Annotated in this window: 27 protein-coding genes and 1 tRNA gene; 9 read left to right on the plus strand and 19 right to left on the minus strand. The window is 70.0% G+C overall.

The features are described 5' to 3' along the window. Positions 1–29 precede the first annotated feature (29 nt). The 8 genes from FHR32_RS29520 to FHR32_RS29555 are packed head-to-tail and all read right to left on the minus strand — an operon-like array spanning position 30 to position 8,492. Complete coding sequence (locus FHR32_RS29520) at positions 30–1,571, minus strand: aldehyde dehydrogenase (NADP(+)) (RefSeq protein ID WP_184757741.1); 1,542 nt, start codon at positions 1,569–1,571, stop codon at positions 30–32. Then, positions 1,568–2,449, minus strand: a complete 882-nt coding sequence (locus tag FHR32_RS29525) for a fumarylacetoacetate hydrolase family protein (protein ID WP_184757742.1) — start codon at positions 2,447–2,449, stop codon at positions 1,568–1,570. The genes FHR32_RS29520 and FHR32_RS29525 overlap by 4 nt, the downstream gene beginning before the upstream one ends. After that, positions 2,446–3,330, minus strand: a complete 885-nt coding sequence (locus FHR32_RS29530; RefSeq protein WP_184757743.1) for an SMP-30/gluconolactonase/LRE family protein — start codon at positions 3,328–3,330, stop codon at positions 2,446–2,448. The genes FHR32_RS29525 and FHR32_RS29530 overlap by 4 nt, the downstream gene beginning before the upstream one ends. Next, on the minus strand, positions 3,330–4,388 hold the full coding sequence (locus FHR32_RS29535) for an alcohol dehydrogenase catalytic domain-containing protein (protein WP_184757744.1): 1,059 nt from the start codon (positions 4,386–4,388) through the stop codon (positions 3,330–3,332). The genes FHR32_RS29530 and FHR32_RS29535 overlap by 1 nt, the downstream gene beginning before the upstream one ends. Beyond that, positions 4,385–5,578 carry a mandelate racemase/muconate lactonizing enzyme family protein gene (locus FHR32_RS29540; protein ID WP_184757745.1) on the minus strand — a complete coding sequence of 398 codons (1,194 nt, stop codon included), beginning with the start codon at positions 5,576–5,578 and terminating at the stop codon, positions 4,385–4,387. Before FHR32_RS29540 ends, FHR32_RS29535 begins: the two co-directional genes overlap by 4 nt. 59 nt (positions 5,579–5,637) lie before the next feature. Next, positions 5,638–6,681 carry a substrate-binding domain-containing protein gene (locus tag FHR32_RS29545; RefSeq protein ID WP_184757746.1) on the minus strand — a complete coding sequence of 348 codons (1,044 nt, stop codon included), beginning with the start codon at positions 6,679–6,681 and terminating at the stop codon, positions 5,638–5,640. Between the two features lie 24 nt (positions 6,682–6,705). Next, positions 6,706–7,725 (minus strand): ABC transporter permease, encoded by a 1,020-nt coding sequence (locus FHR32_RS29550; protein WP_184757747.1) that lies wholly within the window; start codon positions 7,723–7,725, stop codon positions 6,706–6,708. Beyond that, a complete protein-coding gene (locus FHR32_RS29555; RefSeq protein WP_184757748.1) occupies positions 7,722–8,492 on the minus strand; it encodes an ATP-binding cassette domain-containing protein in 771 nt (256 codons plus the stop codon). Before FHR32_RS29555 ends, FHR32_RS29550 begins: the two co-directional genes overlap by 4 nt. A gap of 199 nt (positions 8,493–8,691) precedes the next feature. Between FHR32_RS29555 and FHR32_RS29560 the strand changes: the two genes are divergently transcribed. From FHR32_RS29560 to FHR32_RS47380, 3 genes are all read left to right on the plus strand, one after another. Further along, entirely contained in the window at positions 8,692–9,447 is a 756-nt protein-coding gene (locus FHR32_RS29560) for an SDR family NAD(P)-dependent oxidoreductase (protein ID WP_184757749.1), read from the plus strand. A gap of 54 nt (positions 9,448–9,501) precedes the next feature. Further along, positions 9,502–10,269, plus strand: a complete 768-nt coding sequence (locus FHR32_RS29565; RefSeq protein WP_221466266.1) for a FadR/GntR family transcriptional regulator — start codon at positions 9,502–9,504, stop codon at positions 10,267–10,269. A 193-nt stretch (positions 10,270–10,462) separates the two neighbouring features. Next, positions 10,463–11,320, plus strand: a complete 858-nt coding sequence (locus FHR32_RS47380) for an integrase core domain-containing protein (protein ID WP_184757750.1) — start codon at positions 10,463–10,465, stop codon at positions 11,318–11,320. Here FHR32_RS47380 and pruA read toward each other — a convergent pair. Together pruA and FHR32_RS29580 are read right to left on the minus strand one after the other, a co-directional pair. Continuing rightward, positions 11,268–12,893 (minus strand): L-glutamate gamma-semialdehyde dehydrogenase, encoded by a 1,626-nt coding sequence (gene pruA / locus FHR32_RS29575; protein WP_184757751.1) that lies wholly within the window; start codon positions 12,891–12,893, stop codon positions 11,268–11,270. The genes FHR32_RS47380 and pruA overlap by 53 nt on opposite strands. Then, on the minus strand, positions 12,893–13,819 hold the full coding sequence (locus FHR32_RS29580) for a proline dehydrogenase family protein (RefSeq protein ID WP_184757752.1): 927 nt from the start codon (positions 13,817–13,819) through the stop codon (positions 12,893–12,895). Before FHR32_RS29580 ends, pruA begins: the two co-directional genes overlap by 1 nt. Positions 13,820–13,913: 94 nt before the next feature. Between FHR32_RS29580 and FHR32_RS29585 the strand changes: the two genes are divergently transcribed. After that, positions 13,914–14,981 (plus strand): PucR family transcriptional regulator, encoded by a 1,068-nt coding sequence (locus FHR32_RS29585; RefSeq protein ID WP_312882752.1) that lies wholly within the window; start codon positions 13,914–13,916, stop codon positions 14,979–14,981. 90 nt (positions 14,982–15,071) lie between these two features. Here FHR32_RS29585 and FHR32_RS29590 read toward each other — a convergent pair whose 3' ends face one another. The 4 genes from FHR32_RS29590 to FHR32_RS29605 all read right to left on the minus strand — a co-directional run bounded on the left by FHR32_RS29590 (position 15,072) and on the right by FHR32_RS29605 (position 20,004). Continuing rightward, the gene (locus tag FHR32_RS29590; RefSeq protein WP_184757754.1) at positions 15,072–15,689 is read right to left on the minus strand and encodes an FMN-binding negative transcriptional regulator; all 618 of its coding nucleotides are present in this window, start codon (positions 15,687–15,689) and stop codon (positions 15,072–15,074) included. A gap of 106 nt (positions 15,690–15,795) precedes the next feature. Next, a complete protein-coding gene (locus FHR32_RS29595; protein WP_312882753.1) occupies positions 15,796–16,899 on the minus strand; it encodes a glycosyltransferase in 1,104 nt (367 codons plus the stop codon). Between the two features lie 165 nt (positions 16,900–17,064). Beyond that, entirely contained in the window at positions 17,065–18,048 is a 984-nt protein-coding gene (locus tag FHR32_RS29600; RefSeq protein ID WP_184757755.1) for an anti-sigma factor RsbA family regulatory protein, read from the minus strand. A gap of 96 nt (positions 18,049–18,144) precedes the next feature. Beyond that, positions 18,145–20,004 carry a SpoIIE family protein phosphatase gene (locus FHR32_RS29605; protein ID WP_184757756.1) on the minus strand — a complete coding sequence of 620 codons (1,860 nt, stop codon included), beginning with the start codon at positions 20,002–20,004 and terminating at the stop codon, positions 18,145–18,147. Positions 20,005–20,130: 126 nt separating this feature from the next. On the opposite strand from FHR32_RS29605, the gene FHR32_RS29610 reads away from it, so the two are divergent. Next, positions 20,131–20,847 (plus strand): ANTAR domain-containing response regulator, encoded by a 717-nt coding sequence (locus FHR32_RS29610; protein ID WP_184757757.1) that lies wholly within the window; start codon positions 20,131–20,133, stop codon positions 20,845–20,847. Between the two features lie 60 nt (positions 20,848–20,907). Here the strand turns inward: FHR32_RS29610 and FHR32_RS29615 are convergent, their stop codons facing one another. After that, positions 20,908–21,279 (minus strand): STAS domain-containing protein, encoded by a 372-nt coding sequence (locus FHR32_RS29615; RefSeq protein ID WP_184757758.1) that lies wholly within the window; start codon positions 21,277–21,279, stop codon positions 20,908–20,910. Positions 21,280–21,472: 193 nt separating this feature from the next. On the opposite strand from FHR32_RS29615, the gene FHR32_RS29620 reads away from it, so the two are divergent. The 3 genes from FHR32_RS29620 (at position 21,473) to FHR32_RS29630 (ending at position 24,215) form a co-directional block, all read left to right on the plus strand. Beyond that, positions 21,473–22,249, plus strand: a complete 777-nt coding sequence (locus tag FHR32_RS29620) for a SigB/SigF/SigG family RNA polymerase sigma factor (RefSeq protein ID WP_184757759.1) — start codon at positions 21,473–21,475, stop codon at positions 22,247–22,249. A gap of 119 nt (positions 22,250–22,368) precedes the next feature. Continuing rightward, positions 22,369–22,824: an ATP-binding protein gene (locus FHR32_RS29625; RefSeq protein ID WP_184757760.1), complete on the plus strand. Its 456-nt coding sequence runs from the start codon at positions 22,369–22,371 to the stop codon at positions 22,822–22,824. Positions 22,825–22,889: 65 nt separating this feature from the next. Continuing rightward, positions 22,890–24,215, plus strand: coding sequence for an NAD(P)/FAD-dependent oxidoreductase (locus FHR32_RS29630; RefSeq protein ID WP_184757761.1), 1,326 nt, complete (start codon positions 22,890–22,892; stop codon positions 24,213–24,215). 132 nt (positions 24,216–24,347) lie between these two features. On the opposite strand, the gene FHR32_RS29635 is transcribed toward FHR32_RS29630, so the two are convergent. The 4 genes from FHR32_RS29635 to FHR32_RS29650 form a co-directional block, all read right to left on the minus strand. Beyond that, positions 24,348–24,542 (minus strand): hypothetical protein, encoded by a 195-nt coding sequence (locus FHR32_RS29635; RefSeq protein ID WP_012889802.1) that lies wholly within the window; start codon positions 24,540–24,542, stop codon positions 24,348–24,350. 3 nt (positions 24,543–24,545) lie between these two features. Next, entirely contained in the window at positions 24,546–24,710 is a 165-nt protein-coding gene (locus tag FHR32_RS29640; RefSeq protein ID WP_184757762.1) for a hypothetical protein, read from the minus strand. Then, on the minus strand, positions 24,707–25,342 hold the full coding sequence (locus FHR32_RS29645) for a hypothetical protein (RefSeq protein WP_221466268.1): 636 nt from the start codon (positions 25,340–25,342) through the stop codon (positions 24,707–24,709). Before FHR32_RS29645 ends, FHR32_RS29640 begins: the two co-directional genes overlap by 4 nt. A gap of 132 nt (positions 25,343–25,474) precedes the next feature. Next, positions 25,475–25,930 carry a hypothetical protein gene (locus FHR32_RS29650; protein WP_184757763.1) on the minus strand — a complete coding sequence of 152 codons (456 nt, stop codon included), beginning with the start codon at positions 25,928–25,930 and terminating at the stop codon, positions 25,475–25,477. Between the two features lie 112 nt (positions 25,931–26,042). Here FHR32_RS29650 and FHR32_RS29655 point away from each other — a divergent pair. Beyond that, a tRNA-Pro gene (locus tag FHR32_RS29655) sits at positions 26,043–26,119 on the plus strand. Positions 26,120–26,176: the final 57 nt, after the last annotated feature.

A 26,176-nucleotide genomic window follows, 5' to 3' on the forward strand; every position in this document is an offset into this window, starting at 1 on the left:
GATAACCGTGGGCCGGAGCCTAACGCGGCTCAGCCGGTAGGCGAGATCGCCGTCCCGGCGAGGACTCCGTCCACGCGGCGGGGAACGCCGAGGGGGTTGTCGTCGCGCAACTCGGGCGGGAGCAGACGCTGCGGGGTGTCCTGGTAGGCGATCGGGCGCAGGAACCGCTGTACGGCGGCGGCGCCGACCGAGGTGTGCGCGGAGTCGGTCGCCGCCGGGTACGGTCCCGAATGGTTCATCGCCCAGCTCACCGCGACCCCGGTCGGATAACCGTCGCACACCACCCGTCCGGTGCGCCGGGTGACGACGTCGATCACACGACGCGGGAGATCCTCCTCGCCCTCTCCCATGTGCAGCGTCGCGGTGAGGCTTCCGGGGAGACGGTCGAGCAGGGCGAGGAGTTCCTCTTCCGTGGCGTACTCCACCAGCACGGTCACCGGGCCGAAGCACTCCTCGGTCAGCGCCTCGCTGAACATCGCGCCGGGCACCCACAGCACGGTGGGCGTCGCCCTGCCGGCGAGGTCTCGTGGCTCGGCTCCGGCCAGGACCCGTATGCCCGGCTGCGCGGCGAGCTCCCGCACGCCTTCGGCGTACGCCGCCAGGATGTTCCTGGTGAGCAGCGTGCCGGCCGGCGCGTCGGTGCCGCGTGCGGCGAGCGCCTCCTGCAGCGCCGTCCCGTGCTCACCGGCGGGAACGAACGCGAGTCCCGGTTTGGTGCAGAACTGGCCCATCCCGAGCGTGAAGGAGCCCAGCAGCCCTTCAGCGATCGACGCACCGCGTTCCGCGGCCGCGGTCGGGGTGACGACCAGCGGATTGACGCTGCCGAGCTCTCCGAAGAACGGGATGGGCTCCGGGCGGGCGGCGGCCAGGTCGAACAGTGCCCGCCCGCCGCGCACCGAGCCGGTGAAGGCGACGGCCGCGATGTGCTGGTCGGTGACCAGCGCCACTCCGGCGGCCCGCCCGTGCACCAGGCTCACCGCGTCGGGAACCCCGGCGAGGACGGCGGCCCTGCGCAGCGCGCCGTAGGTCGCCAGCGAGGTCGCCGGGTGGGCCGGGTGGGCCTTCACCACGACGGGGCAGCCAGCCGCCAGCGCGGAGGCGGTGTCGCCGCCCGGAACACTGAAGGCGAGCGGGAAGTTGCTGGCGCCGAAAACGGCGACCGGGCCGCGCGGGACCGTCATCCGCCGCAGGTCCGGGCGCGGCGGTACGGCAGCCGGGTCGGGATGGTCGATCACGACCCCGAGGTGGCTTCCTTCAGTGACGACGTCGGCGAGGAACCTGAGCTGGGCGCAGGTGCGGGCGAGCTCCCCGGTGAGCCGTGGCAGGCCCAGCGCGCTCTCCCGGTCGGCGAGCGCCAGGATCGTCTCGCCGTCCTTCTCCAGCTCAGCGGCCATGTCGCGCAACAGCGCCGCCCGGCCCGCGACGCCCAGAGCGGCCAGCGCCGGTACGGCCGAGTCGGCGGCCGCGCAGCGCGCCGCCACCTCGGCCGGCGTGGACTCGGCGCCGACCACCTCGACGGCCTCACCGGTGCGTGGGTCGACGGAGACGACGTCTGGGGTGGCGTGGTTCATCGCAGCGTTCCTTTCAGCGACTCCAGCATGGGCGCCAGGCCGCGGACCACGCTGTTGGTCAGGGTTCCGATCTCACCGATCTCGATCTCTACGACGTCTCCTCCGGCGAGCGTGAAGGGAAGGTCCGGCACCAGGCAGGTGCCGGTCGCCAGCACGGCGCCGTCCGGGAAGACGTCGGCGGCGAACAGATATCCGGCCAGGTCGTCGAGCCGCCGGTTCAGCTGCGAGGTCTCGGTCTCACCGGACCAGGCGACGGCGCCATCGCGACGGATCGTCATGCGGATCGGCAGCGCGTAGGGGTCGGCGACCTCCCACACCGGGCGGATGGCCGGGCCGACTGCGCAGCCGCCGAGATAGATCTTGGCCTGGGGAAGGTACAGCGGGTTCTCGCCCTCGATGGTGCGTGAGCTCATGTCGTCGCACACCGTGTACCCGACGATCTCGCCGTGCGTGTTGAGCACCAGGGCCAGCTCGGGCTCGGGCACGTCGACCGTGGAGTCGGCCCGTACCGCGACCGTGCCGCCGTCGCCGACGACCCGCCAGGCGACGGACTTGAAGAACAGCTCGGGCCGTGGCGCGTCGTACACCCGCTCGTAGACGTCCGCGGCGGCGGCGCTCTCGGCCATCCGCGCCTGGCGGGAGCGACGGTAGGTGACGCCGGCGGCCCATACCTCCATCCGGCCCTCGACCGGCGCGAGCGGCTCGGCCGGGCCTTCCGGGGGTTCGTTCACGGCCCGCTCGACGAGCTCACGCAGGTCGGACAGGCTCAGGCGCAACAGCTCGGCCAGTGGCAGCGGCAGCGGATGGACCAGGCCGTCGTCCGCCCGCACCCCCGCCCGGATCTCGCCGTCTCTTGCGTAGCGCACGATATGCGTCATCGGTCAGCTCCATGGAAGGGTGTGGCGGGACGGCCGGTGGTTCCGGGCTCGACTGCGAAGATCGACCCGGCCAGCGGCTGGGCGGCCAGCTCACCGGGGGTGAGCCGGTAGGCGGCGGAGGTCACGTACAGCACGTCACCGCCGGGGCCGCCGAACGCGCAGCTGGTCACCTGGGTGACGGGGAGGCGGACGATCCGGTCCAGGACGCCGTCGGGGGTGTAGCGGCGGACCATGCCGCCGCCCCACATCGCCACCCACAGGCAGCCGTCGTCGTCGACCGTCATGCCGTCCGGCATCCCCTCGGCGGGGTCGGCGGTCACGACCACGCGGCGCGAACCCAACTCGCCCGTCGCGGGGTCGAAGTCGTAGGCGTCGACCCGCTGGGTTCCGCTGTCGATGTGGTACATCACGGTCCCGTCGGGGCTCCACCCCAGACCGTTGGACAGCGTGACCCCGGTCAGGACGCGCACGACGCTCCGGCCGTCGTAGCGGTAGAGGGCGGCGGCGCCAGGTTCGGCCTCGTACGGCATGGTGCCCGCCCAGAGTCGCCCGGACGGGTCGCATTTGGCGTCGTTCATCCGGTTGCCCGGACGGTCGGCCTCCACCTCGGCGACCATGCGGACGTCGCCGGCGGGTGACAGCATCGCCAGCCCGTCGCGTACCGCGAGAATCAGGCCGTCGTCGCCCGCGGGCACCGCCGCGCCGACGTGCACGCCCACGTCCACGACCTGGTCCACACCGCCGACGGGGTCGAACGTGTGGACCGCGCATCCGGTGACGTCCACCCAGACGAGCCGCCGTCGAGCGGCGTCCCAGGCCGGCCCCTCCCCCACGTCCGCACTGCTCCGCAGCACGAGTTCGCCGTCGAGTTCGCTGACCATCAGACCTCCTCCTGGCCGCGCGGATCGATCGCGACCTTCACGACACCCTGATCGGGTACGGCGAGCAGCGCGGGCACCTCGTCCAGCGACGCCACGCGCACCGGTACGAGGGCCGGGTCGATCACCCCGGACGCGAGCAGCCGTACTCCAGCGGTGACATCCTCGTCCCAAAGGTGCGCTGCCGTACCGACCAGGCGCTTCTCCTTGAGCACCACGTCGGCGAGCGGCACCGCGGCGTCCCGGCCGGAGAACCCGACGATCACCACGGTGCCGCGGGCCCGGCAGTGCCGGATCGCTTCCGGCAGCAGGGCCGGCAGGCCGGTGCACTCGAACACCACATCCGCACCCCTACCCTCGGTCAGACGGTCGATCGCGGCGGCCGTCTCCTCCGGCCGGACCGCCACCGCCCCGGCGTGGCGAGCCGCCGCCCGGCGGAAATCGGCGGTCTCGCTCGTCACGACCTGGATCCCGGCGGCCACCGCCACCCGGGTCAGCAGCAGTCCGATGGCGCCCGCGCCTAGCACCAGCGCGGTGCCGCCGGTCACGTCACCGGCCTTGCGCAGCGCGCGTACCGCGACGGCGGCGGGCTCGGCGAGCACCGCCAGCCGCGGCGGGACGTGGTCGGGGACGGGTACGCAGGTGGCCGCGTCGGCGACCATGTACTCGGCCAGCCCTCCGTCGAGGTTGAGGCCTCGTACCGCCTGCCGCGCGCACACCCCCTCCTGGTGCCTGCGGCACCACCAGCACGTGCCGCAGCCGAGTACGACGTCGGGGATGACCCGGGTGCCGACGGGCAGCCGGGTCGCGTCGGTTCCCGGACCGTGCCCGGCGATGACGCCGACCACCTCGTGTCCGAGTGCCAACGGCACCCGGGTGCCGGTCAGCGGGTGGGGCCTGTCCACGTCGATGGCGAGCGGCCCCCCCCGGTACTCCTCCACGTCGGTGCCGCAGATTCCGCACAGCTCGACGCGGACCAGCACCTCCCCGGCCGCCGGAACGGGGTCGGGCACCTCCTCCACGCGCACGTCTCGGCGCGCGTGCCAGCGGGCCGCTCTCACAGCCGGGACACCCGCCGTTCCACGTCGTCCCGCTCGGCGACCCCGTCGCGCAGGGTGACCCCGTGCCCGGGAGCCCTGCCCGGCCGTACCTGCCCGTCCTGGATCTCCGGCAGGCCGGTGACCAGCTCGTCGTACCAGGTACGCAGGAACGCCCTGACCGTCTCCTGGATGAGCCCGTTCGGCTGGCTGCATGCGAAGTGCACGCAGCTCGCCAGGGTGGCCGGGCCGGTGCAGTCGTGCGGGGCGACGGGCACGCCGTAGGCGTCGGCCAGCGAGGCGACCTTGCGCGCCTCGGTCAGCCCGCCGGTCCACTGGACGTCCAGGGTCAGGATGTCGACGCCGCCGGAGTCGAGCAGCGGCTTGAAGCCGCGCCGTCCCACGCAGGTCTCTCCCGTGGCGATCGGCACGCCGTCGACCTTGGCCAGTTTGCCGAACGCGTCGGCCGCGTCCGAGCGCAGCGGGTCCTCCACCCAGTACGGCCGGTACGGCGCGAGCGCCGAGATGATCTTTTCGGCGGCGGGCCTGTTCCACAGGCCGTGCAGCTCGATCATCAGTTTCATGTCCAGGCCGACCTCGTCGCGGACCGCGGCGACCGTCGAGAGAGCCCGGTCCAGCTCGGCCGGGGAGATGTCGGTGCCGCCGGTCCGCTCGGCGGCGGTGTCGAAGGGCCAGATCTTCATGCCCCGGATGCCCTCGTCCCACAACTCGCGGGCCAGCCGCGCGGGCTCATTGAGGAAGGCGTGCAGGTCCTCGTAGCGCTCGGCGGCGCTCACCCCCCAGTTGCCGGACTCCTGCCGGGTGGACGTGCCGACGTAACCGGGTCCGGCGCACGTGTTGTAGATGCCGATCGTGTCACGTACGGCTCCGCCGAGCAGGCTGACCAGCGGCAGCCCCGAGACGTGCCCCAGCAGATCCCACAGGGCGATGTCGATCGCACCGTTGCCGCGCGTCTCGGCCCCCGCTCCCTGGAATCCGACGTAGGTGGCCAGCGCTCGCGCGGCCCGCTCCGGCGTGGGATCGGTCATCCCGAGCAGGACGGGAGCGACGCTTTCGTGCAGGTAGGCCTCCACCGTACGGGCGCCGAAGAACGCCTCGCCCAGGCCGACCAGTCCCGCATCGGTGTGCAGGCGGACGAACAGCAGGTTGGGCTGGATGGCCGGACGGATTGTCTCAAGAGCAGTGATCTTCATCCAGATCTTCCGAAGGGTTGCTGAACTACGGGGGACACGGGACGCGCGGGCGTACGGGGTCAGGCGAAACGGGCCTCACGCGCGGCGACCGCGTCGACGTTGGCGGCGTTGACGACCTCCGCGCCGGTGTCGTACATCCTGGCCGGGTAGCCGGGGTCGAACTCCTCGGCGAGCAGGGCCGCGGCGATCCAGCCCTGCGCATACGGGTTCTGCCCCAGGGAGAAGTCGATCGACTTGTCCTTGATGCCGTCCAGGACCGGCTGGATCAGGTCGAAGCCTCCGACGGCGAACTTGCCGACGAGGTTCTTGCTCTTCGCCCAGGTGGACACGTACTGGTGGTCGAAGGCCGCCATCGCCCAGCCGACGATCTCGCCCTTCTTCGAGGCGTACTTGGCGTCGATGGCGGCGACGGCCTTGGACTCATCGGTGCTGGTGATGAGGACCTCGGCGGTGAAGGAGGTGCCGTTCTCCTTGTTGTACGCCTCGATCCCCTGCTTGATCCCCTGGATACGCTGCTCGAGGGCGGTGCTGCCGGGCCCGAAGTTGCCGCACACGATGACGCCACCGGACTTGCCGGTGCGCTCCTTGGCGGACTTGGCGATCTCTCGGCCGCATGCGTCGCCCGCGTTGACGAAGTTCTGGCCGACGAAGCCGACGCCGAGCTTCTCGTAGCCGTCGCTGGCCACGTTGGACAGGATCACCTTCACCCCGGAGGAGGTCGCCCGCTTGATGTTGGCGTCGAAGGAGGTCTCGTCGATCCGGGTGAAGATCACACCGTCGGGCTTGGCGCTCAGCGCGCTCGCCTGGAGCTCGACGGTCTTCTGTACGTCCTGCGCGGGCGGGCCGATGAACTGGGTCTGCCATCCCATGATCGCGCCGAAGTCCTCGAAGCCGCGCTGCACCGGGGCGAAGAAGGGGTTCTTGTCGTGCACGACGAAGATCACCTTCTTGCCCTTCTGCGGGCCGTCGGCGGCGCGGCCACCGGACGAGGCGGCGGCGGACGGCTCCTTCTCGCTGCTGCACCCGGCGGCCAGGATGCCGGCGGTGGCCAGGGAGCCGCTGAGCAGCAGGCCCCTGCGCGACATCGGGCTGTTCGTTGCCATGTTCTCTCCTGTTCGGATGGGGGGTCAGGCGTTCAGGCCGTGTGCCGAACGCCTGGCGACGAGGTGGTTGAGCATGACGGCCCCCAGGATCAGCAGGCCGGTGGCGACCTGCTGCCAGTTGCCGTCCACACCGAAGAGGACGAGCGCGTTGGTGATCACACCGGTGATCACCGCGCCGAGGAAGGTGCCGAGGACGCTGCCCGTACCGCCGGCCAGACCGGCGCCGCCCACGACGACCGCGGCGATGACGCCGAGCTCGAAGCCGTTGCCGGTGAGGGGGTTGGCGCTGCCCAGCCAGGCGACCAGGATGACCGAGGCCAGGCCGGCCAGCCCTCCGGTGAGGGCGAAGCACATGACCTTGACGCGGTCGCTGGCGATGCCCGCCCCGGCGGCGGCGGACGGGTTGCCGCCCACGCTGTAGACGTCGTAGCCGAACTTGGTCCTGGTCATGACGGAGGCTCCGATGGCGACCACGGCGGCCATCCACAGCGTCTGCGCGGCGAGGTTGGGCAGCGGGCTGCCCGCGAACAGATCGGTGAACGCCTCGTTGCGCGAGCCACGGATCGGCACGCCGTCGGACAGCAGCAGCGCGGCGCCGCGCAGTGCCGCCAGCGCGGCCAGCGTGACCACGAACGAGGGAATCTTGAACCGGGTGGTGATCAGACCGTTGATCACACCGATCGTCACACCAGTGAGGATGGCCAGCGGGGCCGCGGCCCCGACGGGCACGCCCACCTTCGTCACCAGCCAGGCCAGCTCCACCGCGAGGAATCCGTGCAGCGACCCCACCGACAGGTCGATCTCGCCGACGACGATCAGGAAGGTCATGCCGGTGGCGACGATGCCGAGGATGGCGATCTGCTGGGCGACGGACAGCAGGTTGTCGGCGGCGAGGAAGCCCTCGGCTCCCACGGCGCAGACCAGGAAGATCACCACGGTGGCAGCCAGCACGCCGAACTCCCTGGCACCGAGCAGCCTGCGGACCAGGCTTCCCCCGGAGTCGTCCACCCGGTAGGCGTTCGCGATCTGCTGCTGGATGGTCATGCGAGTTCTCCGGAGGGGTGAGGGGCGCCGTCGTGAGCAGCCGCGGGCGCGTTGCCGAGGATGAGTCCGACGACCTCGGCCGCCGTGGTGGTCGCGACATCGCGCATGCCCGACACCAGGCCGCCGCGCATCACCACGACCCGGTCGGCGACCTCCAGGACGTGGTCGACGTTGTGCGAGACGACGACGACGGCCTTGCCCCGTTCCCGCAGGTCACGGATGAGCGAGAGCACGTTCTGCTGCTGCTCGGGTCCGAGCGCCGCGGTCGGCTCGTCCAGCAGTACGAGCTCACCGCCCTGGTGCACGGCTCTGGCGATGGCGATGCACTGGCGCTGCCCTCCGGACAGCCCGGCCACGGGCATCCGTACGGACGGGATGCGGATGCGCAGGGTGGTGAGCACCTCTCGCGCCTCGGCCCGCATCCTGCGGGTGTCGACCAGGCCGAACCTGCGCGGCTCCTGCCCGAGGAACACGTTGGCGGCGACGCTACGCTGGTCGACCAGGCCGAGGTTCTGGTAGACGACCGCGATGCCGCAGGCCGCGGCGTCACGGGGGCTACGGAAGACCTGCGGACGGCCGGCCATCCGGATCTCTCCCTCGTCGGGCCGGTACGCACCGCAGATCACCTTCATCAGCGTCGACTTACCGGCGCCGTTGTCGCCCATGAGGCCGACCACCTCGCCGGGTTCGACGCTGAAGTCGACGCCGCGCAGGGCCTCGACCCCGCCGAAGCGTTTGCGTACGCCTACGGCCTCGAACAGTGGCATGCTCTCTCCCTTCCGAACCCGCGGGTTGGCTTGACTGGTAAGACCGGTTATGCCAAGCGAGATTTGTACTTCGAAGGGTAATTCGTCAACCCTTTCCCGCATCTCGAATCGGCAACGGTCACTCGGGTCGCGGCGGCGAAGCCCACGCAGTAGGGTGTCACTGGTCTTACCGGCCTAACCGCATCTGAGGGGGATCTCCATGCCGGACCTGGAGGGAAGAAACGCACTGGTCACAGGCGGTGCCGGCGACATCGGCGCCGCCATGGCCGCTGAGCTGACCCGCCGGGGCGCCCATGTCACGCTGCTCGACGTGAAGTCCCCGGACGAGGCACAGGAGTGGATCACCACGGCCTCCGCGTACGGCGAGGTGGGCTACGTGCGAGCCGACGTACGGGACCGGCCGGCTCTGGACGCGGCGCTGGAGCGACTCGGCAAGCTGGACATCGCGATCGCCAACGCGGGGATCGTCGAATCCGCCCCCTTCCTGGAGATCACCGCCGAGCAGTGGGATCGCCACCTGGGCATCAACCTCACCGGCACCTTCCACACCGCCCAGGCCGCCGCCCGGCGCATGGTCACCCAGGGCGGCGGGGGCCGCATCGTCCTGACCGGGTCCTGGGTGGGCACGGTCCCATGGCCGGAGATCGCGGCCTACAGCGCGTCCAAGGCAGGGGTGGCGATGCTGGCCCGTTCGATGGCCAAGGAGCTGGCGCCGCACGGCATCCTGGTCAACGCTCTCGCACCCGGGATCGTGGCCGCGGGCATGGCCAAGTGGCAGTTCGAGAACGAGCCGGCCTACGCCGCGCGGGCGAGCACGGCGATCCCCCTCAGGGCGCCGCAGACCGCGCAGCAGGTGGCCAAGGCGGCGGCGTTCCTGTGTTCGCCGGACTCCGACTACATCACCGGCACAACGCTGCTGGCCGACGGTGGCTGTTCGTTGTTCAACCAGGAATGATCGGATTTCACCGGAGGGTGTCGGTCCCTCGATCTTGAAGGTAGCGTGGCAGGGATGATGGCAAGCGAAGACGCCTCCGCGCGCGACAGGCGTCCCCCAACCAAGGAGGCCGTGGCCAGGCGGCTCGAGCTGGAACTCCTGTCCGGGCAGTACCCGGCCGGATCGAAGCTGGAGTCGGAACGGGTGCTCTCCCAGCGGTTCGGCGTGAGCCGCCCGATGATCAGGGAGGTGCTCCGGGGGCTGGAGCAGCAGGGCGTCATCGAGGTCGTCCCGGGCCGGGGCAGCTTCGTCCGCGACGTGCGGATCACCGACGCGGTCCGCCCGCTCGACGCGCTGTACCGGCAGCGCAAGCCGACCTCACGTGACGTGATCAGCGCCCGGATGATGCTTGAGCGCGAGACCGCCGCACTCGCCGCCCAGCACGCGACCCCCGAGGACCTGCGTGTCATCGAGGAGATGCTGCTGCGCTTCGACGAGGCTCGCGACCTGGTCTCCCGAGCCAGAGCCGACGTCGCCTTCCACGCCGCGGTCGCGGCGGCGTCGCGCAACCCGGTGATCGAGGCCATGTTCGGCTCGATCGCCACGCTCACCTTCGAGCTCATGCTCCGCAGCCTGGGCGATCCTTCGGTCTCCCGCGAGGGCGTGCCGTACCACCAGGAGATCCTCGACGCGATTACGGCCCGCGACCCGAAGGCCGCGGGCGACGCCATGGCCGCTCACCTCGAGGTGGCCCTGCGTACCTATGGTGACGACCTCGACCAGAGTCTCGACCTGGTCGCCCAGCGAAAGATCGAGCAGCTCATGGACCTGTCCGCAGACTGACCCCGGCATCCCACGCTCGACCCCGCGGGCGTCGTGTTCGGGCTGATCAAGCTCACCCCGACCGATCCGGTGACGCAGATCCTCGGAGACGGCGCCGGCGAGGAGGCGAAGGCCTGTGCCGCTCGAAAACACGATCTCGCTGGTGATGGGCTGTCGGGTAAGGACAGGCTTCCTGTCCAGGGATCATAGGTAGATGATCTTTTCGACTGTGGATTGGTGCTGCGGTTGGCCGAGGAGAATCCGCGCTGGGGGCACCGCAGGATTCAGGAGGAGCTGTCTCGACTGGGCTACCGTGACCCCGCCTCGAGCACCGAAGGCGAATTCGATCTGCGAGCGGGTCATCGGGACACTGCGGCGGGAACTCCTCGATCACGTGCTCGTCTACAACGAGGCACACGCGCTTGCGCTCCTGTCCGACTACCGCGATCACTACAACGAGCACCGCCCGCATCAAGCCCGACAGCACCTACCACCGGGCGGTATGACCAAGCCAGCCACAAGCGATGATCGAGATGCCCTCCACGTACGCCGCAGGCCCGCTTCGGTTCCCGCCGTAGGCGGGCGTACGGACCGTAGCGTGTGCGAGGCCGCCGGCGGCTGCCCAGGTGCTGGAGGCACCGTGAGCCTTTCGACCATCGGCGGAGCCTCTGTCCTGCGGGTACAGAGCGGGGCCACGATCCGGCGTTGGCCGTGCCGGTGCCTGCCACGCCGGACGAGCGGGGGGAGGGGCTCGGCCTGGTGCGGTCGCGGGTGGCGGGGTGCGTTGGGGTTCGGCCGCTTCTGGTCGCCGGTGGGCCGAGGTGTCTGGAGTGTGGGCGGAAACGCTGGCACCGAGGGCCGATCCCTGGGCACGGTCAAGATCAGTCAGGGGAGAAAACGGCGACGTCCGGGACTCGGATTCATGAGTCCCGGACGTCGCCGTTTTCAGTCGCCGTTATCGGCCGCTCGGGTAGCCGAGCTTATCGAGACTGGGCTGCTGCCGGCCGGTCCGCGGGATGTCAGCCCATGTGCGGGTAGCGGTGGTCGGTCGGCGGGACGAACGTCTCCTTGATCGTGCGGGCGTTCACCCAGCGGATCAGGTTGAAGATCGAGCCGGCCTTGTCGTTGGTGCCCGAGGAGCGGGCTCCGCCGAAGGGCTGCTGGCCGACGACGGCGCCGGTGGGCTTGTCGTTGACGTAGAAGTTGCCCGCCGCGAAGCGCAGCCGCTCGGACGCCGAGGCGATCGCGTAGCGGTCCTGGGCGATGACCGAGCCGGTCAGCGCGTACGGGGAGACGTTCTCCATCTGGTCGAGCACGGCGTCGAAGTCCGCGTCGTCGTAGACGTGCACGCCGAGGATCGGCCCGAAGTACTCCTTGGCGAAGATCTCGTCGGTCGGGTCCGCCGACTCCAGGATGGTCGGCTTCACGAAGTAGCCGGTGGAGTCGTCGTAGGAGCCGGTCAGCACATTGATCGAGTCGAGTGAGCGGGCCCGGTCGATGGCCGCCTTGTGCTTGGCGAACGCCCGGTCGTCGATGACCGCGCCCATGAAGGTGGACAGGTCGGCGGCGACGTCGCCGACGGTCAGCGACTCGGCCGTGGCGACGAGGTCGTCACGGATCAGCGACCAGACCGAGCGGGGCACGTAGGCGCGGGACGCCGCCGAGCACTTCTGCCCCTGGTACTCGAACGCGCCGCGGATCAGCGCGGTGGACAGCACCGCCGGGTCGGCCGAGGGGTGGGCCAGCACGAAGTCCTTGCCGCCGGTCTCGCCGACCAGGCGCGGGTAGGACCGGTAGGAGGCGATGTTGGCGCCGACCGTGGACCACAGGTGCTGGAAGGTCGGGGTGGAGCCGGTGAAGTGGATGCCGGCCAGCCGCGGGTGGGTCGTGGCGACCTCCGAGACGGCGGCGCCGTTGCCGGTCACCAGGTTGATGACGCCCGGCGGCAGCCCGGCCTCCTCCAGCAGGCGCATGGTGAAGTGCGCGGCGAACTGCTGGGTGGGGGAGGGCTTCCAGACGACGACGTTGCCCATCAGGGCAGGTGCCGAGGGCAGGTTGCCGGCGATGGCGGTGAAGTTGAACGGCGTGATCGCCAGAACGAAGCCCTCCAGCGGGCGGTACTCCATCCGGTTCCACACACCGGGCGACGACACCGGCTGCTCGCTGTAGATCTGGCGCGCGTAGGCCACGTTGAAACGGAGGAAGTCGATCAGCTCACAGGCCGAGTCGATCTCCGCCTGCTGCGCCGACTTCGACTGGCCCAGGACCGTGGCGCCGTTCAGCGTCTGCCGGTACGGCCCCGCCAGCAGGTCGGCGGCCCGCAGGAAGATCGCGGCACGCTCGTCGAAGGGCAGCGCCTGCCAGGCGGGGGCGGCCTTCAGCGCGGAGTCGATCGCGGCCCGCACGTCGTCGGCGGTGGCGTCAGCCGTACGGCCGAGCACGGAGGCGTGGTTGTGCGGCTGGACCACGTCGATGGAGGCGCCGCCTCCCATCCGCTGCTCGCCGCCGATCGTCATGGTCAGGTCGAGCTGGGCTCCGGCCAGTTCCTTGACGCGGTTTTCGAGTGCGAGGCGCTCGGCGCTGCCGGGTGCGTAGCCGAGGGTCGGCTCGTTGGCCGGGACCGGGACGTTGGAGATGGCATCCATCACTTGCCTCCAAGGGCACGAAGAAAGAAGGCGATGTTGGCCGGGCGCTCGGCGAGGCGGCGCATGAAGTAGCCGTACCAGTCGTCGCCGTAAGGGACGTAGATCCGCATGGTGTGACCGGCGCCGACCAGGGCCTGCTGCTTGTCGGTGCGGATCCCGTAGAGCATCTGGTATTCGTAGTCGCCCCGGGAGCGGCCGAAACGGTCGGCGAGGAGCTCGGTGATCGAGATCAGCCGGTCGTCGTGCGTCCCCAGCATGGGGTAACCCTTGCCCGCCATGAGGATCCGCAGGCAACGGACGTAGGCCCGGTCGACCTCGGCCTTGTTCTGGTGGGCCACCGAGGCGGGCTCGGCGTAGGCGCCCTTGACCAGGCGGACCCGTGAACCCTCGTGTGACAGGTCGCGGCAGTCCGCCTCGGTGCGGAACAGGTAGGCCTGGAGTGCCACGCCGGTGGACGGGAAGTCCTCGCGCACCGCCCGCAGGATGCCGAGCGTGGAGTCGACCGTCGTGTGGTCCTCCATGTCGAAGGTCACGTTCGCCCCACAGTCGTGGGCGGCCTCGGAGATCTGCCGGGCGTTCTCCAGGGCGATCTTGTCGCCCTCCTCGCCGAGCGCCTGGCCGACCGCTGAGAGCTTCACCGACACCTCGGCACGGTCGCCGAGCCCCAGCTCGCGCAGCGCGCCGAGCAGCGTGACGTAGGCCTCGGCCGTCTGGGCGGCCGCGTGGGCGTCCTTGGTCTCCTCGCCCAGATGGTCGATGGTGACGGCGAGACCGGCGTCGGTCAGCCGGCGGATGGCCTCGACCGCGTCCCGGGTGCTCTCGCCCGCGACGAAGCGGTCGACGACCTTGCGCGTCAGCGGGACACCGGACACCGTACGCCGTACCAGCGGCACCCGTGAGCCGGCGAGAAGAAGAGAACCGAGCATGTACTCAGATTAAATCCCCAGTTCAGGTAGGTCTCATATGCATCTGCCACGATCGTTGACCCTCGCGTTCATACAGATGCACAACAATGGGAGGGTGCTACAGGAGACAGTCGATGAGATCGCCGCCAGACTCGGCGCCTCCGCCACGCTGGAGGATCGGTCGTTCCAGCTCCTGGCCTATGCCGCGCAGAGCGGTGACATCGACGTGGTGCGCCGGGAGTCGATCCTGCGCCGCCGTGCGACGGAGGAGGTACGGGCCTACTTCGAGGGCTACGGCATCGCGACCGCGCGCGGCCCGGTCCGCATCCCCGCGGACGCCGAGCTGGGGGTGCTCGCCCGCGTGTGCGTGCCGCTGCGGCATCAGGAGGTGACCTACGGCTACCTGTGGCTGCTGGATGACGGCACCCTCACCGCCGGCGCGCTCGCCTCGGTGGCGGATCTGGTCTCCCGGGCCGCCGCGGCGCTCGCCCAGGAGGCCCGCCGCCGCCAGGACCTGGGCAGGAACCTGCGAGAGCTGTTCTCCTCCGACGCCGACGAGCGCTCCTGGGCGGTCTCCCAGCTCGACGTGCGCGGCCCGGTGACGGCGATCGCCGTCCGGAGCTCGCTGGACCGGGTGGCCGCGCTCTGGACGCTCCCGCGCGGCGTGCTCGCCGACCCCGGCCTCCTGGTCCGGGGGGAGCCCTTGGTGGCGCTGCTCGTCCCGGCGGGCCAGGCCGACGAGATGGCCGGCCGTATCCAGGCGATGTACGGCACGGCCGCCGGGATCGGTGACGCCCGAGCCGATCCCGCGCAGGCCTGGCGGAGCTGGCGGGAGGCCGTGCAGGCACTCAGGGTGGCCGGTAAGGTGCCTGCGCTCGCGCCCGTCGCGGCCTGGTCAGGCCTGGGCGTCTACCGGACGCTCGCCCGGCTGCCGGCGGCCGACCTGCGCGAGCTGGCCGGGGAGACCGGGCGGCTGGCCGAGGACACGGAACTGGTCAGGACCGTGGAGGGCTACCTCGACCACGCCGGCCACGTTCAGGAGGCCGCGGCGGCGCTCGGCGTGCACCGTCAGACGCTCTACTACCGGCTGGGCAAGGCCGAGCGGCTCACCGGCCGTGATCTGGCCGACGGTGAGGACCGGTTGCTGGTCCACCTCAGCCTCAAGGCGGCCCGCCTGCTTTAGGGACTCGCGACCGCACAGTGCCCCGGCCGTCCTCATGCCTTCCTGGGGGTGTCTCACGGGCCGGAACTCCGGCCTGCGGGCTGCCAGGAGTCACCCGTCGAGCGCGCGCAGGAGGTGCCGCCGGGCGGCGGCGTCGCCGGGACCTCCGCGTTCGGCCAGTTGCCCGGCGATGTGCCGCCGGTGCGGCTCGTCGGCGTTGCCGCCGTACTTGAACTTGCCGCTGACCCGCTCAATCCTCAGGCGGAGGCCCTGGATGCCGGGCAGGAGCCGTGCGTGCTCGGCCGGATCCGCCAGATCGCCGTCGACCTCCAGGCGGGCGATCTGCGCCCGGAGGATCTCCGCCTTTCCGTCGGGGTCGGTGACCACCTCGGCGCGGCAGACGAGCTGGACCGCGGCGTAGTAGGTGGTCGGGACACCCATGCGGGGATCCTCCACACCGGGCAGGGCCTTCCACGCTCCGGGGACGTATGCCCAGTCTCCCGCGAGGGAGAGCAGCACGGTGGGGTTCTCCTTCATGGCGGTCCAGATCGGGTTGGGCCTGGCCAGGTGGAGCAGGATCGTGCGGTCGTCGGCCAGCACGAACTGGGTGGGCACCACGACGGGGATCTCGCGGTCTCTTCCGGCGGCGATCAGGTGACCGAACTCGTTCGCCCGGACGAAGTCCAGTGCCTCGTCCTCGGTCGTGGAATCCCACGGATGAATCAACATGCGGTTAAATGTATGTGTATTCGATCGCTGTCATCAAGCCGATTTCCGCCCGGGGGCCAGACGGAGACCGGGGCCCCGAATGGGGGCCCCGGTAGGCGATGTCAGGTCAGTGCTGCGTGGCGAGCGCGTGCTCGTAGACCTGGACGAACTCCTGACCGATCCGCTCCCAGGAGTAGCGAGACCGGGCGCGGTCGGCGCCGGCGAAGCCGATCGAGGTGCGCCGGGTCGGGTCGGCGAGCAGCTCGCGGATGAGCCGGGAGGTCTGCGCGGGGCGGTCGGCCGGCACCAGCAGGCCGGTTACCCCGTCCACGATGGAGTCGAGGTGCGCGCCCACCGCCGAGGCGATGACGGGCACGCCGCACGCCATGGCCTCCAGCGCGACGACGCCGGTCGCGGCCTCGTGGGGCAGCGAGAGGACCAGGTCGGCGCTGCGCATCAGCTTGGCCACCGAGGTGTGGGGGATCTGGCCGAGCATGGTGATCCGGTCCTCCACACCGACTTCCTTGGCCAGCAGCATGACGCGGTGCGCCTCGGCGTCGTGGGCGAGGTCTCCTGTCTCCGGTCCGCCGGCGATGAACAGCTCGGCGTCGGGAATGCCCTCCAGCGCGCGGACGGCGGTGTGGACGCCCCTGTCCTGGGTCAGCGGTCCGACGTGGAGCAGTCGCGGCCGCGTGCCGCGCGCCGCGGCCGGCCCCTGGCGCCGGAAACGCTCGATGTCGATGCCGCACGGGATCACGGAGATGTTGCGGCGCGGCACGCCCAGCCGGATCAGCGAGGACTCCTCGTCCCCGCACCCGGCGATCACCGCGCTGGCGCGGCGGCCGATCGCGCGCTGCACCCGGACCTTCTTGGCGTCGCGGCTCTGCCCGCTGCCGAAGCTCTGGGTGACCGGCACGCCGAGGCCGTCGGCCCCCGCGATGGCGGCCAGCCCGCCGGTCCAGGAGTGGGCGTGGATGACGTCGGGCCGGTCCTGCCTCCAGCGGTGCATCAGCTGGTCGCCGAGGGCGGAGATGTAGGGGAGCACGCTCTCCTCCGGAAGGTCGCGCGCGGGGCCGACGGGCAGATTCTCCAGGGTGACACCCTGGGACACCCGGACCCGCGGCTTGTCCGAGTCGGAGTGCCTGCGGGCGTAGATGGTGACCTTGTGCTCCCGGCCCAGCTCGCGGGCGATGGCGAGAAGGTGGGCCCGCTGGGCGGCGATGTCAGACACGCTCTGCGAGAAGGACAGAGTGTCAGAAGAGACGAATGCAATGTTCACGGCACACCTCTGGGAGGAGATAGGCTAAGAAGCCTGTGATTCCTTCAGGGGTGCCTGCGTCTTAGGCACACATCTGTATGAGCAAAACCATACCCGGATTCCCCGCGAAGGTAAACTTCAGTATTTGCGGCTCTGCCGCATCTCCTCCGCGCGTGCGCTGGGCACATGGAGCTGGACCGCGCATCCGTCCAGGTCATGGTGGATGTCCAGCCGGTCGCACAGCTGCCGGGCGATCCACAGCTCGTCGCCCGGCCCCGCCATGGAGCCCGGCGGGAGGAAACCGGCGACGGGGTTGGCGATGCCGCCGCCCCGGCGGTGGAGGTGGCAGGTGATCGCGCCCAACCGTGCCCACACCTGGACGGTGACGGGCAGCTCCAGCAGCTCGGCGACCTTGCCCGCGGCGACTGAGAGCAGGGTCGCCCGATCCTGGCTGAGCCCCAGCAGGGAAGCCTGGCCGGTGACGAACTGGCGCAGCGCCGGAAAGGTCTCCGCCAAGGCGCTCCGCACGTCCTGCGGGGGCGCGAGGAGCGGAGCGGAGTCGCACTCGCGGATGAAGTCCACCGGATCGGTGTACTCCGCGCTGGCCACCGCGGTACGGCCGTCCGCCGACGTCGTCGGGTGGGTCCGCCGTGCGGCCGTCACCACATCCGGATTAAGGATCCGTGCGTCGTAGGGGCAGATCATCCACACGTTGGTCTCGCTGAGCAGCAGGTTCAGGCTTGACTCCATGCGCTGCCAGGCCCGGGTCTCGTGAACCGCCCGGCCGGTCCACACCGGCTCGGCGATGACCCGGACATGCCCGTCGCCCCGCGTCTCCAGGCCGCGTCGCCGCCAGTAGCGGTGGAAGGCGGTGGTACGTTCCACCGTCCGGCGGCCCAGAAAGCCACTCTCCGCGTAGTCCACCTGAAGGCCGTCCCGGCCCAGGGCGCCCCCGAGGAGATCGAGGTTGGCCGAGGTCGTCGCGACCATCACCGGGTCGCCCTTGGCGAGCCCGTCCCGGACGAACGGCAGTGCCATCGCCAGAAACCGCTGATCGGAGTCGTAGACCGCCGCCTGGTGAAGGGAGGTCGCGGAGGAGCGCCGATTCAGGGCCACTGTCATCCTTCGTCCTGTTCCGCTGGACACGAGCACACGCCCTCGCCGGACACGGCACACGTAGCGTGACAGGGCCGCGAGGGCGGCGGCACGACCGCCAAGCTATACGACATGCAGAGCGAGTATCACGATCTCGTCCCATACTCGTCCACCGGAAAACGCGTGCCGGTCCTCCTCCACGGTTTTGACCACCGTCGCGGGCGACTGCGCCACGCAGCGTGCCAGCACGTCCGCCAGACGGTTCTCGCCGTACGGCTCGCCCTGCTCGTTCTGCGAGGCGACCAGCCCGTCCGAGTAGAAGACCAGGGTCTGGCCCGAGGTCAGCGTGAGCTCCTCGGTGAACATCTCGGCCTCGGAGGCGATGCCGAGCGGCACGCCGCCGCCGGCGGTGAACCTCACCCTGCCGTCGGGCTGCAGGAGCGCCGCGGGATGGTGCCCCGCGCTGGCCAGCCTGATCTTGCGTCCCCGGACGAATCCGGCCACCGCCATCACGAACATGCCGCTGTTCTGCGCGGTCAGCGCGTGATTCAGCTTGCGCAGCGCCTCGCCCGGATCGGACTCCCAGACGCTGATGACGCGCAGCCCGTTGCGGACCATGGCGCTGATCGAGGCGGCCTCCTCGCCCTTGCCCGCGGCACCCCCGAGGGCGAATCCCCACCCGTCCCGCACGGGGAAGACGTCGTAGAACTCGGCTCCGACCGGGCTGGAACCCGCGTGGTAGATCGCCGCCGCCTCGAACCCGGGGATGTCGGGCAGGCTCCGCGGCACCACGCTGGTGCGCAGCGCGTCAGCGGCCTGGGAACGCGTCTGGAAGCCGCGCCGGGCACGCAGGGCGAGCCCGAGGTGGGCGCCGATCTCCTCCATCAGGCCGAGGTCGGCGAGGGAGAACGGCTTGCGGTCGCGTAGCCGCACGAGAGTGAGGGCGCCCAGCGCGCCCGACTCACCCTGGATCGGCACGATCAGCACCGAGGCGGCGCCCATGACCCGGAGCAGCGGCGGCCCGCCGGGAACCTCGCCGAGCAGCGTCTCCTCCTCCAGCATCTCGTGGAGCACGCCCGACCCGCCGGTCAGCACGCGGGCGACGGCCGGTGCGGCCAGGGGGGTCATCTCCTCGATCACACGGACCAGATTGGTCACCGGCTTGTCACCCGGGCCCAGCACGCAGGCCCGCCGGGGCACGCCGTCCCGGATCACGTCGGCGATCACCCAGTCGGCGCTCTCGGCCGCCAGCAGCCGGGCGGCCCGGGTGACGGTCACCGGCTGGCGCAAACTCTCCTCGTCCAGCAGCAGGCGGGTCATGCGGGCCAGCAGTTCCTGGCGCCGCGCCGCGGCCATGACCAGGGAGGCGTCCGACCGGTCGACCGGTCCTGAGCTCGCCCCGGCCACCTGAGCCTCCAGCGGGAGGATCACGATGGCCGTCATCTCCTGCGGCTCGCCCGGCATCGTCAGCCGGGTGACCGCGAGCTGCACCGTGTGGGCACGGCCCTGGTGGGCCAGCCGAGTCTGGAACGTCGTGGTCTGGCCGCCCTGCTGCACGGCCGTCAGGTGTGAGCGGAACGCCGCGCGCCGGGAGACGTCGACGAGCAGCGGGAACGAGCGGCCGATCAGGTAGCCGGCCGGGCTGCCCAGCATCTGGGAGGTCTCCAGGCTGATACGCCTGACCACACCGGAGGCGTCCAGCACCACAACGGGGACGGGAAAGGTCCGGAACACCTGCCGCAGGAGTTTGAGCTCCCGCTGCGAACCGCTCTCCCGCTCACCGGACCGCTTGGGCGTCTTACGCAGCTCACGCAGGGACGCGTCGAGCAGTTCGCGGGCGGTGTCGAGCTCTGCCAGCGCCGCGTCGAGTGTGGACCGGGGGTCCGCGGGGTAGGCGGACCTCGCCTCGCACAGGGAGGAGACCCTGGTCGTGAGCGCGTCCAGCGCTTGCTCCAGGGCCTGGAGGCCAATGGCGTCGGTCAATGTCCGTCCTCGTCAGCGGCCGGGGTAAGGCTGGTCCCGCCGTAGACGGTACGCCACCCGGTGGATCGAATCGATGCGTGGTCAGATAGTGATTAAGTTAGCGAAATCAGAAAGGGGTTTCCTGACATGGAGATGGTCACTCCCGTTCTCGCCCGGGATCTCGCGGCGCTCGGCAGGGTCGGCGAGGAGACATCGAGCGAGAGCGTGCTGCGTGACCTCACCACCACGCTCGCGGGCGACGTGCCAGGCTGTGCGGGCGGCTCCGCCGAGCTCTGGCGCGATGAGCGGCTGGTCGTCTCCGCCTCGCACAGCGAGCTCATCGTGCTCGTCGACAGCGAGGGCGACCTGGGGGAGGGGCCCTCCACCGAGGCCCGTGCCACCGGCCACCCCGTGATCGTCCAGGATGTGCTGCACGAGTCCCGCTGGCCGGGCTATATCGGTATGGCGGTCCGCTGCGGGATCCGCTCGGTCCTGGCCATGCCGATCACCGTCGAGCGCGCCGTCCTGGTCCTCGGGCTGTACGGCGTGCGTCCCGGCGCATTCGCGGCCCGGAACGTCCCCCCGCTGGCCGACATGCTGGCCGAGCAGGTGACCGTGGCACTGGCCAACATGTGGGACTACGACGAGGTCAGGACCGACGCCGCCCAGATGCAGGAGGCGCTGGCCGGCAGGGCGATCATCGACCAGGCCAAGGGCATCATCATGAAGTCCAGCGGCTGCTCGGCCGAGGCCGCCTTCGACGAGCTGCGCAGGGTTTCCCAGCATCATCAGGTGAAGGTAGCCGATCTGGCCCGGCTGCTGGTGGACGAACACCAGCGCAACCAGGGCGGGAAAACCGGCTGAGGGCGCGTCGCCGAGCCCGTGGAACCGTGCCCGGGGGCTGTGACGCGGGAGAGGGGCCGGCTAGCCGAAGGCGGCGAGGGCGTCTTCGATCGTGTCGTAGAGCGGCAACCGCTGGGCGAGGCCGGTGATCCACATCACCTTGGTCTTGGCGTATTCCACCCCGATGAGGGCGAACTTCGCGTCGGCGTTGGCGCTGAGCTGCCAGTGATGGACGATGAGCCCCAGCGCGCGGGAGTCCATGAAGGCCACCCCGCCCAGGTCCAGTGCCATGTCGGGGCCGTGCTCGTCCATCTCGGCCGCCAGGTAGTCGGCGAACTGGTCCCTGGTCGTCGCGTCCAGCAGGCCCGTCACCCGGACCACGTTGATCCCACCCACCAGCGCCGACGTCAGAGTCAGCGCCGCCGCTCTCTCGCCGTTCTCCGACACCGTCACCCAGGTCCTCCTCGACGTCTGATTAGCAACCCTACTGTTACCTGGGGGCGAGCAATACTCCCGGAATCGGGGTAGTACTAGAACCGAGGTCCAGCAGAGGGCCTCGCCTCGAAAATTGGTCGAGGCGATGCCGTCTGCCCGGATGCTGTTCCATGCTGGCGGCGCCGTCCGACAGTCATACCAGGGAGCAGCAATGTCTGTTCAGGCCCTCGAACTCGCCGACATGACCGCCGAGGAACTCCTCGCCGAGATGGTTCTGCCCGAGGTCTCCGATTACCGCGCCGAGCGTCTGCGCGAGCGGATCGTCGAGATGCACCGGACCCTCGCCATGGAGATCGCCCGTCGCTACCGCTACCGGGGCGAGCCGCTGGAGGACCTCCTCCAGGCAGCCTATGTCGGGCTGATGAAAGCCATCAACGGATTCGACCCCACCCTCGGCCACGCATTCCGGGGCTATGCCGTGGTCACCATGACCGGTGAGGTCAAGCGTCACTTCCGTGACCGCACCTGGGCCATCCGGGTCCCCCGCGTCTACCAGGAGCGCAGGGCCGAGCTGAACCGGCTGGTCGCCGATCTCAGCCAGGACCTCGGCCGCGCGCCGACGGTCGCCGAGCTCGCCGTCAAGATGAACATCTCCGAAGAGGACGTCCTGCTCACCCTCGACGCCTCGGCCGCCTACAGTGCGCTCTCGCTCGACGCGCCGCTCGGCGCCGACGACGACGCGGCCGCGCTGGGCGACGTCATCCCCGACGAGGACGACGCCCTGGGCGTGCTCGTGGACCGCGAGGCGGTCAAGCCGCTGATCGACAAGCTGCCGGCGCGCGAGAAGAACATCCTGCTCCTGCGTTTCTTCGGCAACATGACCCAGGCCGAGATCGCAGCCGAGTTCGGAATCTCACAGATGCACGTATCCCGTATCCTGCGGAAGGTGCTGGACCGGCTCCGTGCGGAACTCGTGGCCGAATGCTGAATACACCGGTCCTCACTGGGCACCCCAGTCGGCGACGGCAGGAGGGGCAGAGGGCGCGTTTGAATGACCTCCAGACGCCGAGGGCGGCGGTGCGATGGGACATAGGAGGCGGATCTCGCGTGAACGAGGACGGTGTTCGTCCGGCTCGTTTCCTGGCGAGCGGCGACCGTTCTCTGCCGATCCCCGCCGGAGCGGCCGTGGCGGAGCTCGCCTTCTGCCTCCCCGACCTGCCCGACGTACGTGATTTCGCCGCCGTCTGGGCCGTGCGAGGCGGGATGGCCCCCGAGAGCCTGACCGACTTCCTGGTGGCGGTGAACGAGGTCGCCACCAACGCCGTCACCCACGGCCACACCAGCGCCAAGGCCGTGTTACGGATATGGGCCGTCGGCCGCAACCTGGTCGTGGAGATCCATGACCAGGGACGGTGGACCCCCGCCGAGATCCCCGGCCAGACGCCGCCCGCGCCCTATGCCACCAGCGGCATGGGGCTCTGGGTGGCCCGGATGATCAGTTCGGACATCACGGTCGAGACCGGGGCCGCGGGAACGTTCATCACCATGTTCTTCAAAGTCTGAACCAGCTTCTTCGGACATAGCGCCCATAAAGGTCCTATCTGCCTTTTATGGGTACGAGCCGGTTTATGACTACATCTGCCCGCATATTGATCGTCGGCGGCGGCTACGTCGGCATGTATGTCGCCCTGCGGCTTCAGCGCAAGCTCCGGCGTGACGAGGCCCGCATCACCGTCGTCAACGTCGACTCCTACATGACCTACCAGCCGTTCCTTCCCGAGGCGGCGGCGGGCAGTGTCGAAGCCAGGCACGTCGTCGTGTCCCTGCGCCGGGTGCTGAACAAGTGCGCGATCCTCAACGGCTGGGTGGTCGGCGTCAACCCCGTCGCGCGGACCGTCGATCTCTGCCCGCACGAGGGCCCCGGCCGCACCCTGGCATACGACCTCCTGGTCTTCGCGCCCGGCTCCATCTCCCGGACCCTGCCCATCCCGGGCCTGGCCGAGCGCGGCATCGGTTTCAAGAGCGTCGAGGAGGCCATCCACCTCCGCGACCACGTGCTGGGCCAGTTCGACCTGGCCGAGTCCACCACCGACAGGACCGTCCGCGCCAGGGCGCTGACCTTCGTGTTCGTCGGCGCGGGCTACGCCGGTGTCGAGGCGATGGCCGAACTGGAGGACATGGCCCGCGACGTGTGCCGCTACTACCCGACTGTGGACCCCGGTGACATGCGCTGGTTCCTGATCGAGGCCACCGATCGCATCCTTCCCGAGGTCGGCCCCGAGATGGGCCGCTGGACGGTGGCACAGCTCCGCAGACGGGGGATCGACGTGCGGCTGGGCACCCGGCTGAACTCCGCCGTGGAGGGCCACATCGTGCTCGACGACGGCACCGAGTTCGACGCCGACACCCTGGTGTGGACCGCCGGAGTCAAGCCAAGCCCGCTCGTGCACGCCAGCGGTCTCCCCCTGGACGGCAAGAGCCGGGTGAGGGCGACCGCAGAACTGGCCGTCGAGGGCTTCCCCAACGTCTTCACCGCGGGGGACTGCGCCGCCGTACCCGATCTCACCAAGCCGGGGGAGATGTGCGCGCCCAACGCCCAGAACGCCGTACGGCAGGCCCGCAAACTGGCCGACAACCTGGTCGCCACGCTCCGGGGCGGGAAGCTCAGCCCGTACCGGCACGCCTACGCCGGCTCTGTGGCCACCCTGGGACTGCACAAGGGCGTCGCACATATCTATGGTCGCAAGCTCCGCGGCCTGCCGGCCTGGTTCATGCACCGGACCTACCACCTGTCGCGGGTGCCGACCTTCAACAAGAAGATGCGGGTGCTGACCGACTGGACCTTCGCCCTGTTCTTCCGCAGGGAGATCATCTCGCTCGGGGCGGTAACCCGTCCCCGTGAGGAGTTCGAGATCGCCGTCCGGACAGATTCCACCTTCGCCTCCACTCGGTGATCCGGGCCGTGCCTCTCACGGATGGAGGTTCCCGCTCCTTCCGGACACTCCAGCTGTCACGCGCCCGAAAAGGGGGCGCCGTCCCCGCGGGCGGCGCCCCCTTCTCCGTTCGCATCCGGCTCCGTGAAAGCCTCAGCGCCTACGGCGCCAGTTGCCTCCTCCGCCTCCGCTCCGGACCCCCGCCGTGCCGACTCCGGCCTGGTGCAGCGCCAGGAGGAGCAGGCCGAGGAGCAGGAAGGTCGTGCCGGTGATGCCGCCGATCCGGGTGTTGATGAGGTCAAGCAGAAGACCGAGGCCGAAGACGACTGCGGCAGCGATCGCGAGCATGGGTCACCTCGTCCCGTTAGACGGGTCCAGGAGCTGCTCCAGCATCGCCCGGTAGTCGCGCAGGGCCGTACGGAGCTGCTCGGTGTCGTGGTCGAAAAGGGATCCGTCGGTGGCGGGCACGCCCGTGGCGTGCGTCGGGCCGGGCCGGTCGTCGTTCCGGTCAGTCATATCGGGTCACCGTCCTCGGGGGTCGTGGGGGCCGGTCCGCTCGTCTCCTCGTAGCGCGGACCGGTGTGCCGCGAAGGGTGGTCGCCGTTGGCCGTGCCCTGGTTACCCGTCAGCAGCTCCTCGAACAGGACGCGGTAGTGGACCATGGCCTGCCGGAGCTCCTCGGTGGAGGCCTCCTTGTGCGCGGCGCGGCTGCTGATCTCGTGAGCCTGGCGGTAGTGGTCGAGCGTGCGGCCGTGCACGACAGACAGGTCCGAGACACGCTGCTCGAAGTTCTCGGTCGGATAGCCTCGCTCCGCCATCACGGAGGTCACCAGGTGGTCCGCCTCGGTCACCGCGAAGCCGGGGGCGTCGACGAAACGCTCCTGAACCTCCAGCCACTTCTTGGCATAGGTGTCACGCGTCTCGGGATCGAGCGAGCGGATGTCGAGAGAATTGACACGTTCCTCACGGGCGAGGAGCTCCTGCTCGGCTTCCTGCCGTGTTTCGCGTTCTTGCAGAGTGCGTTCGTACTCGGGGCCGAATCGATCGCGGAGCCGGTGCCGGCGTTGCTGTTGCAGTACGGCGTAGCCGACTGCGATGATCGCCACCACCGCGACCGCAACGACGACCACCCAGATCACGGTGGACATGTCTGCCTCCGGTTGTATAAGCGGTTGTTCCCGTGCGCTGCCCTGGGAACAAGCCTCGAAACCGGTTACGCATGTCAGTGATCCACCATTGAAAAAAACTGGATCGGCGTTTTGTTAATCTTTATCAGGTAATCACTGGCCTTCGGTTTGATCCCCCGGACGGCTCGTCGCACCCAGCGCTCTACGGGCTTCGAGCAGGACCGCCTCGACGAGCGACTGCCCGGCGGAGACCGGGACCTCCCGGAACCCCCGGCCCGGTTCGTAGGCGATGTCCAACCCGCCGGAGACCAGCCGGTCGGCCCAGCGGAGCGCGGTGTTGAGCTTCTCCGCGGGGATCGAGCGCCCCTGCGCGACAGAGGACAGATTGCGTAGATTCGTCGCCGGGCCGGACTGGCCGTGCGAGCGGTCCAGCTTCCACGGGAGCGCCCGTGAGTGATCGAGCATCGGCTTGGAGAGCCCCGCGGCCCTCTTGGCCTGAAGGATTCCGGACTCGCTCACCCCGAACCGCATGGCCAGTTCGGCGTTGGACAGTCCTTCCCGGACAAGTCGTCGCAGCTCATCCTGGTCGATCAACGCTTTACGTCCCACGTGCACCCTGTCCTTCGATGATCACATATGCCCGGCGAACGTCCTGGCGTGCACAGGCCCGTTCGATCTGCGCTAAGGTTATGACGTCCCGCCCGAGAGGGCGCCGGACAACCGGGACGTAGCGCAGCTTGGTAGCGCACTTGACTGGGGGTCAAGGGGTCGCAGGTTCAAATCCTGTCGTCCCGACCAGGTTTTCGCTGGTCGGCAAGGGTGTCACCCGAAAGGGAGACGCCCTTTCTGCATTCT

It is taken from the genome of Streptosporangium album, from assembly GCF_014203795.1.
Taxonomy (GTDB): domain Bacteria; phylum Actinomycetota; class Actinomycetes; order Streptosporangiales; family Streptosporangiaceae; genus Streptosporangium; species Streptosporangium album.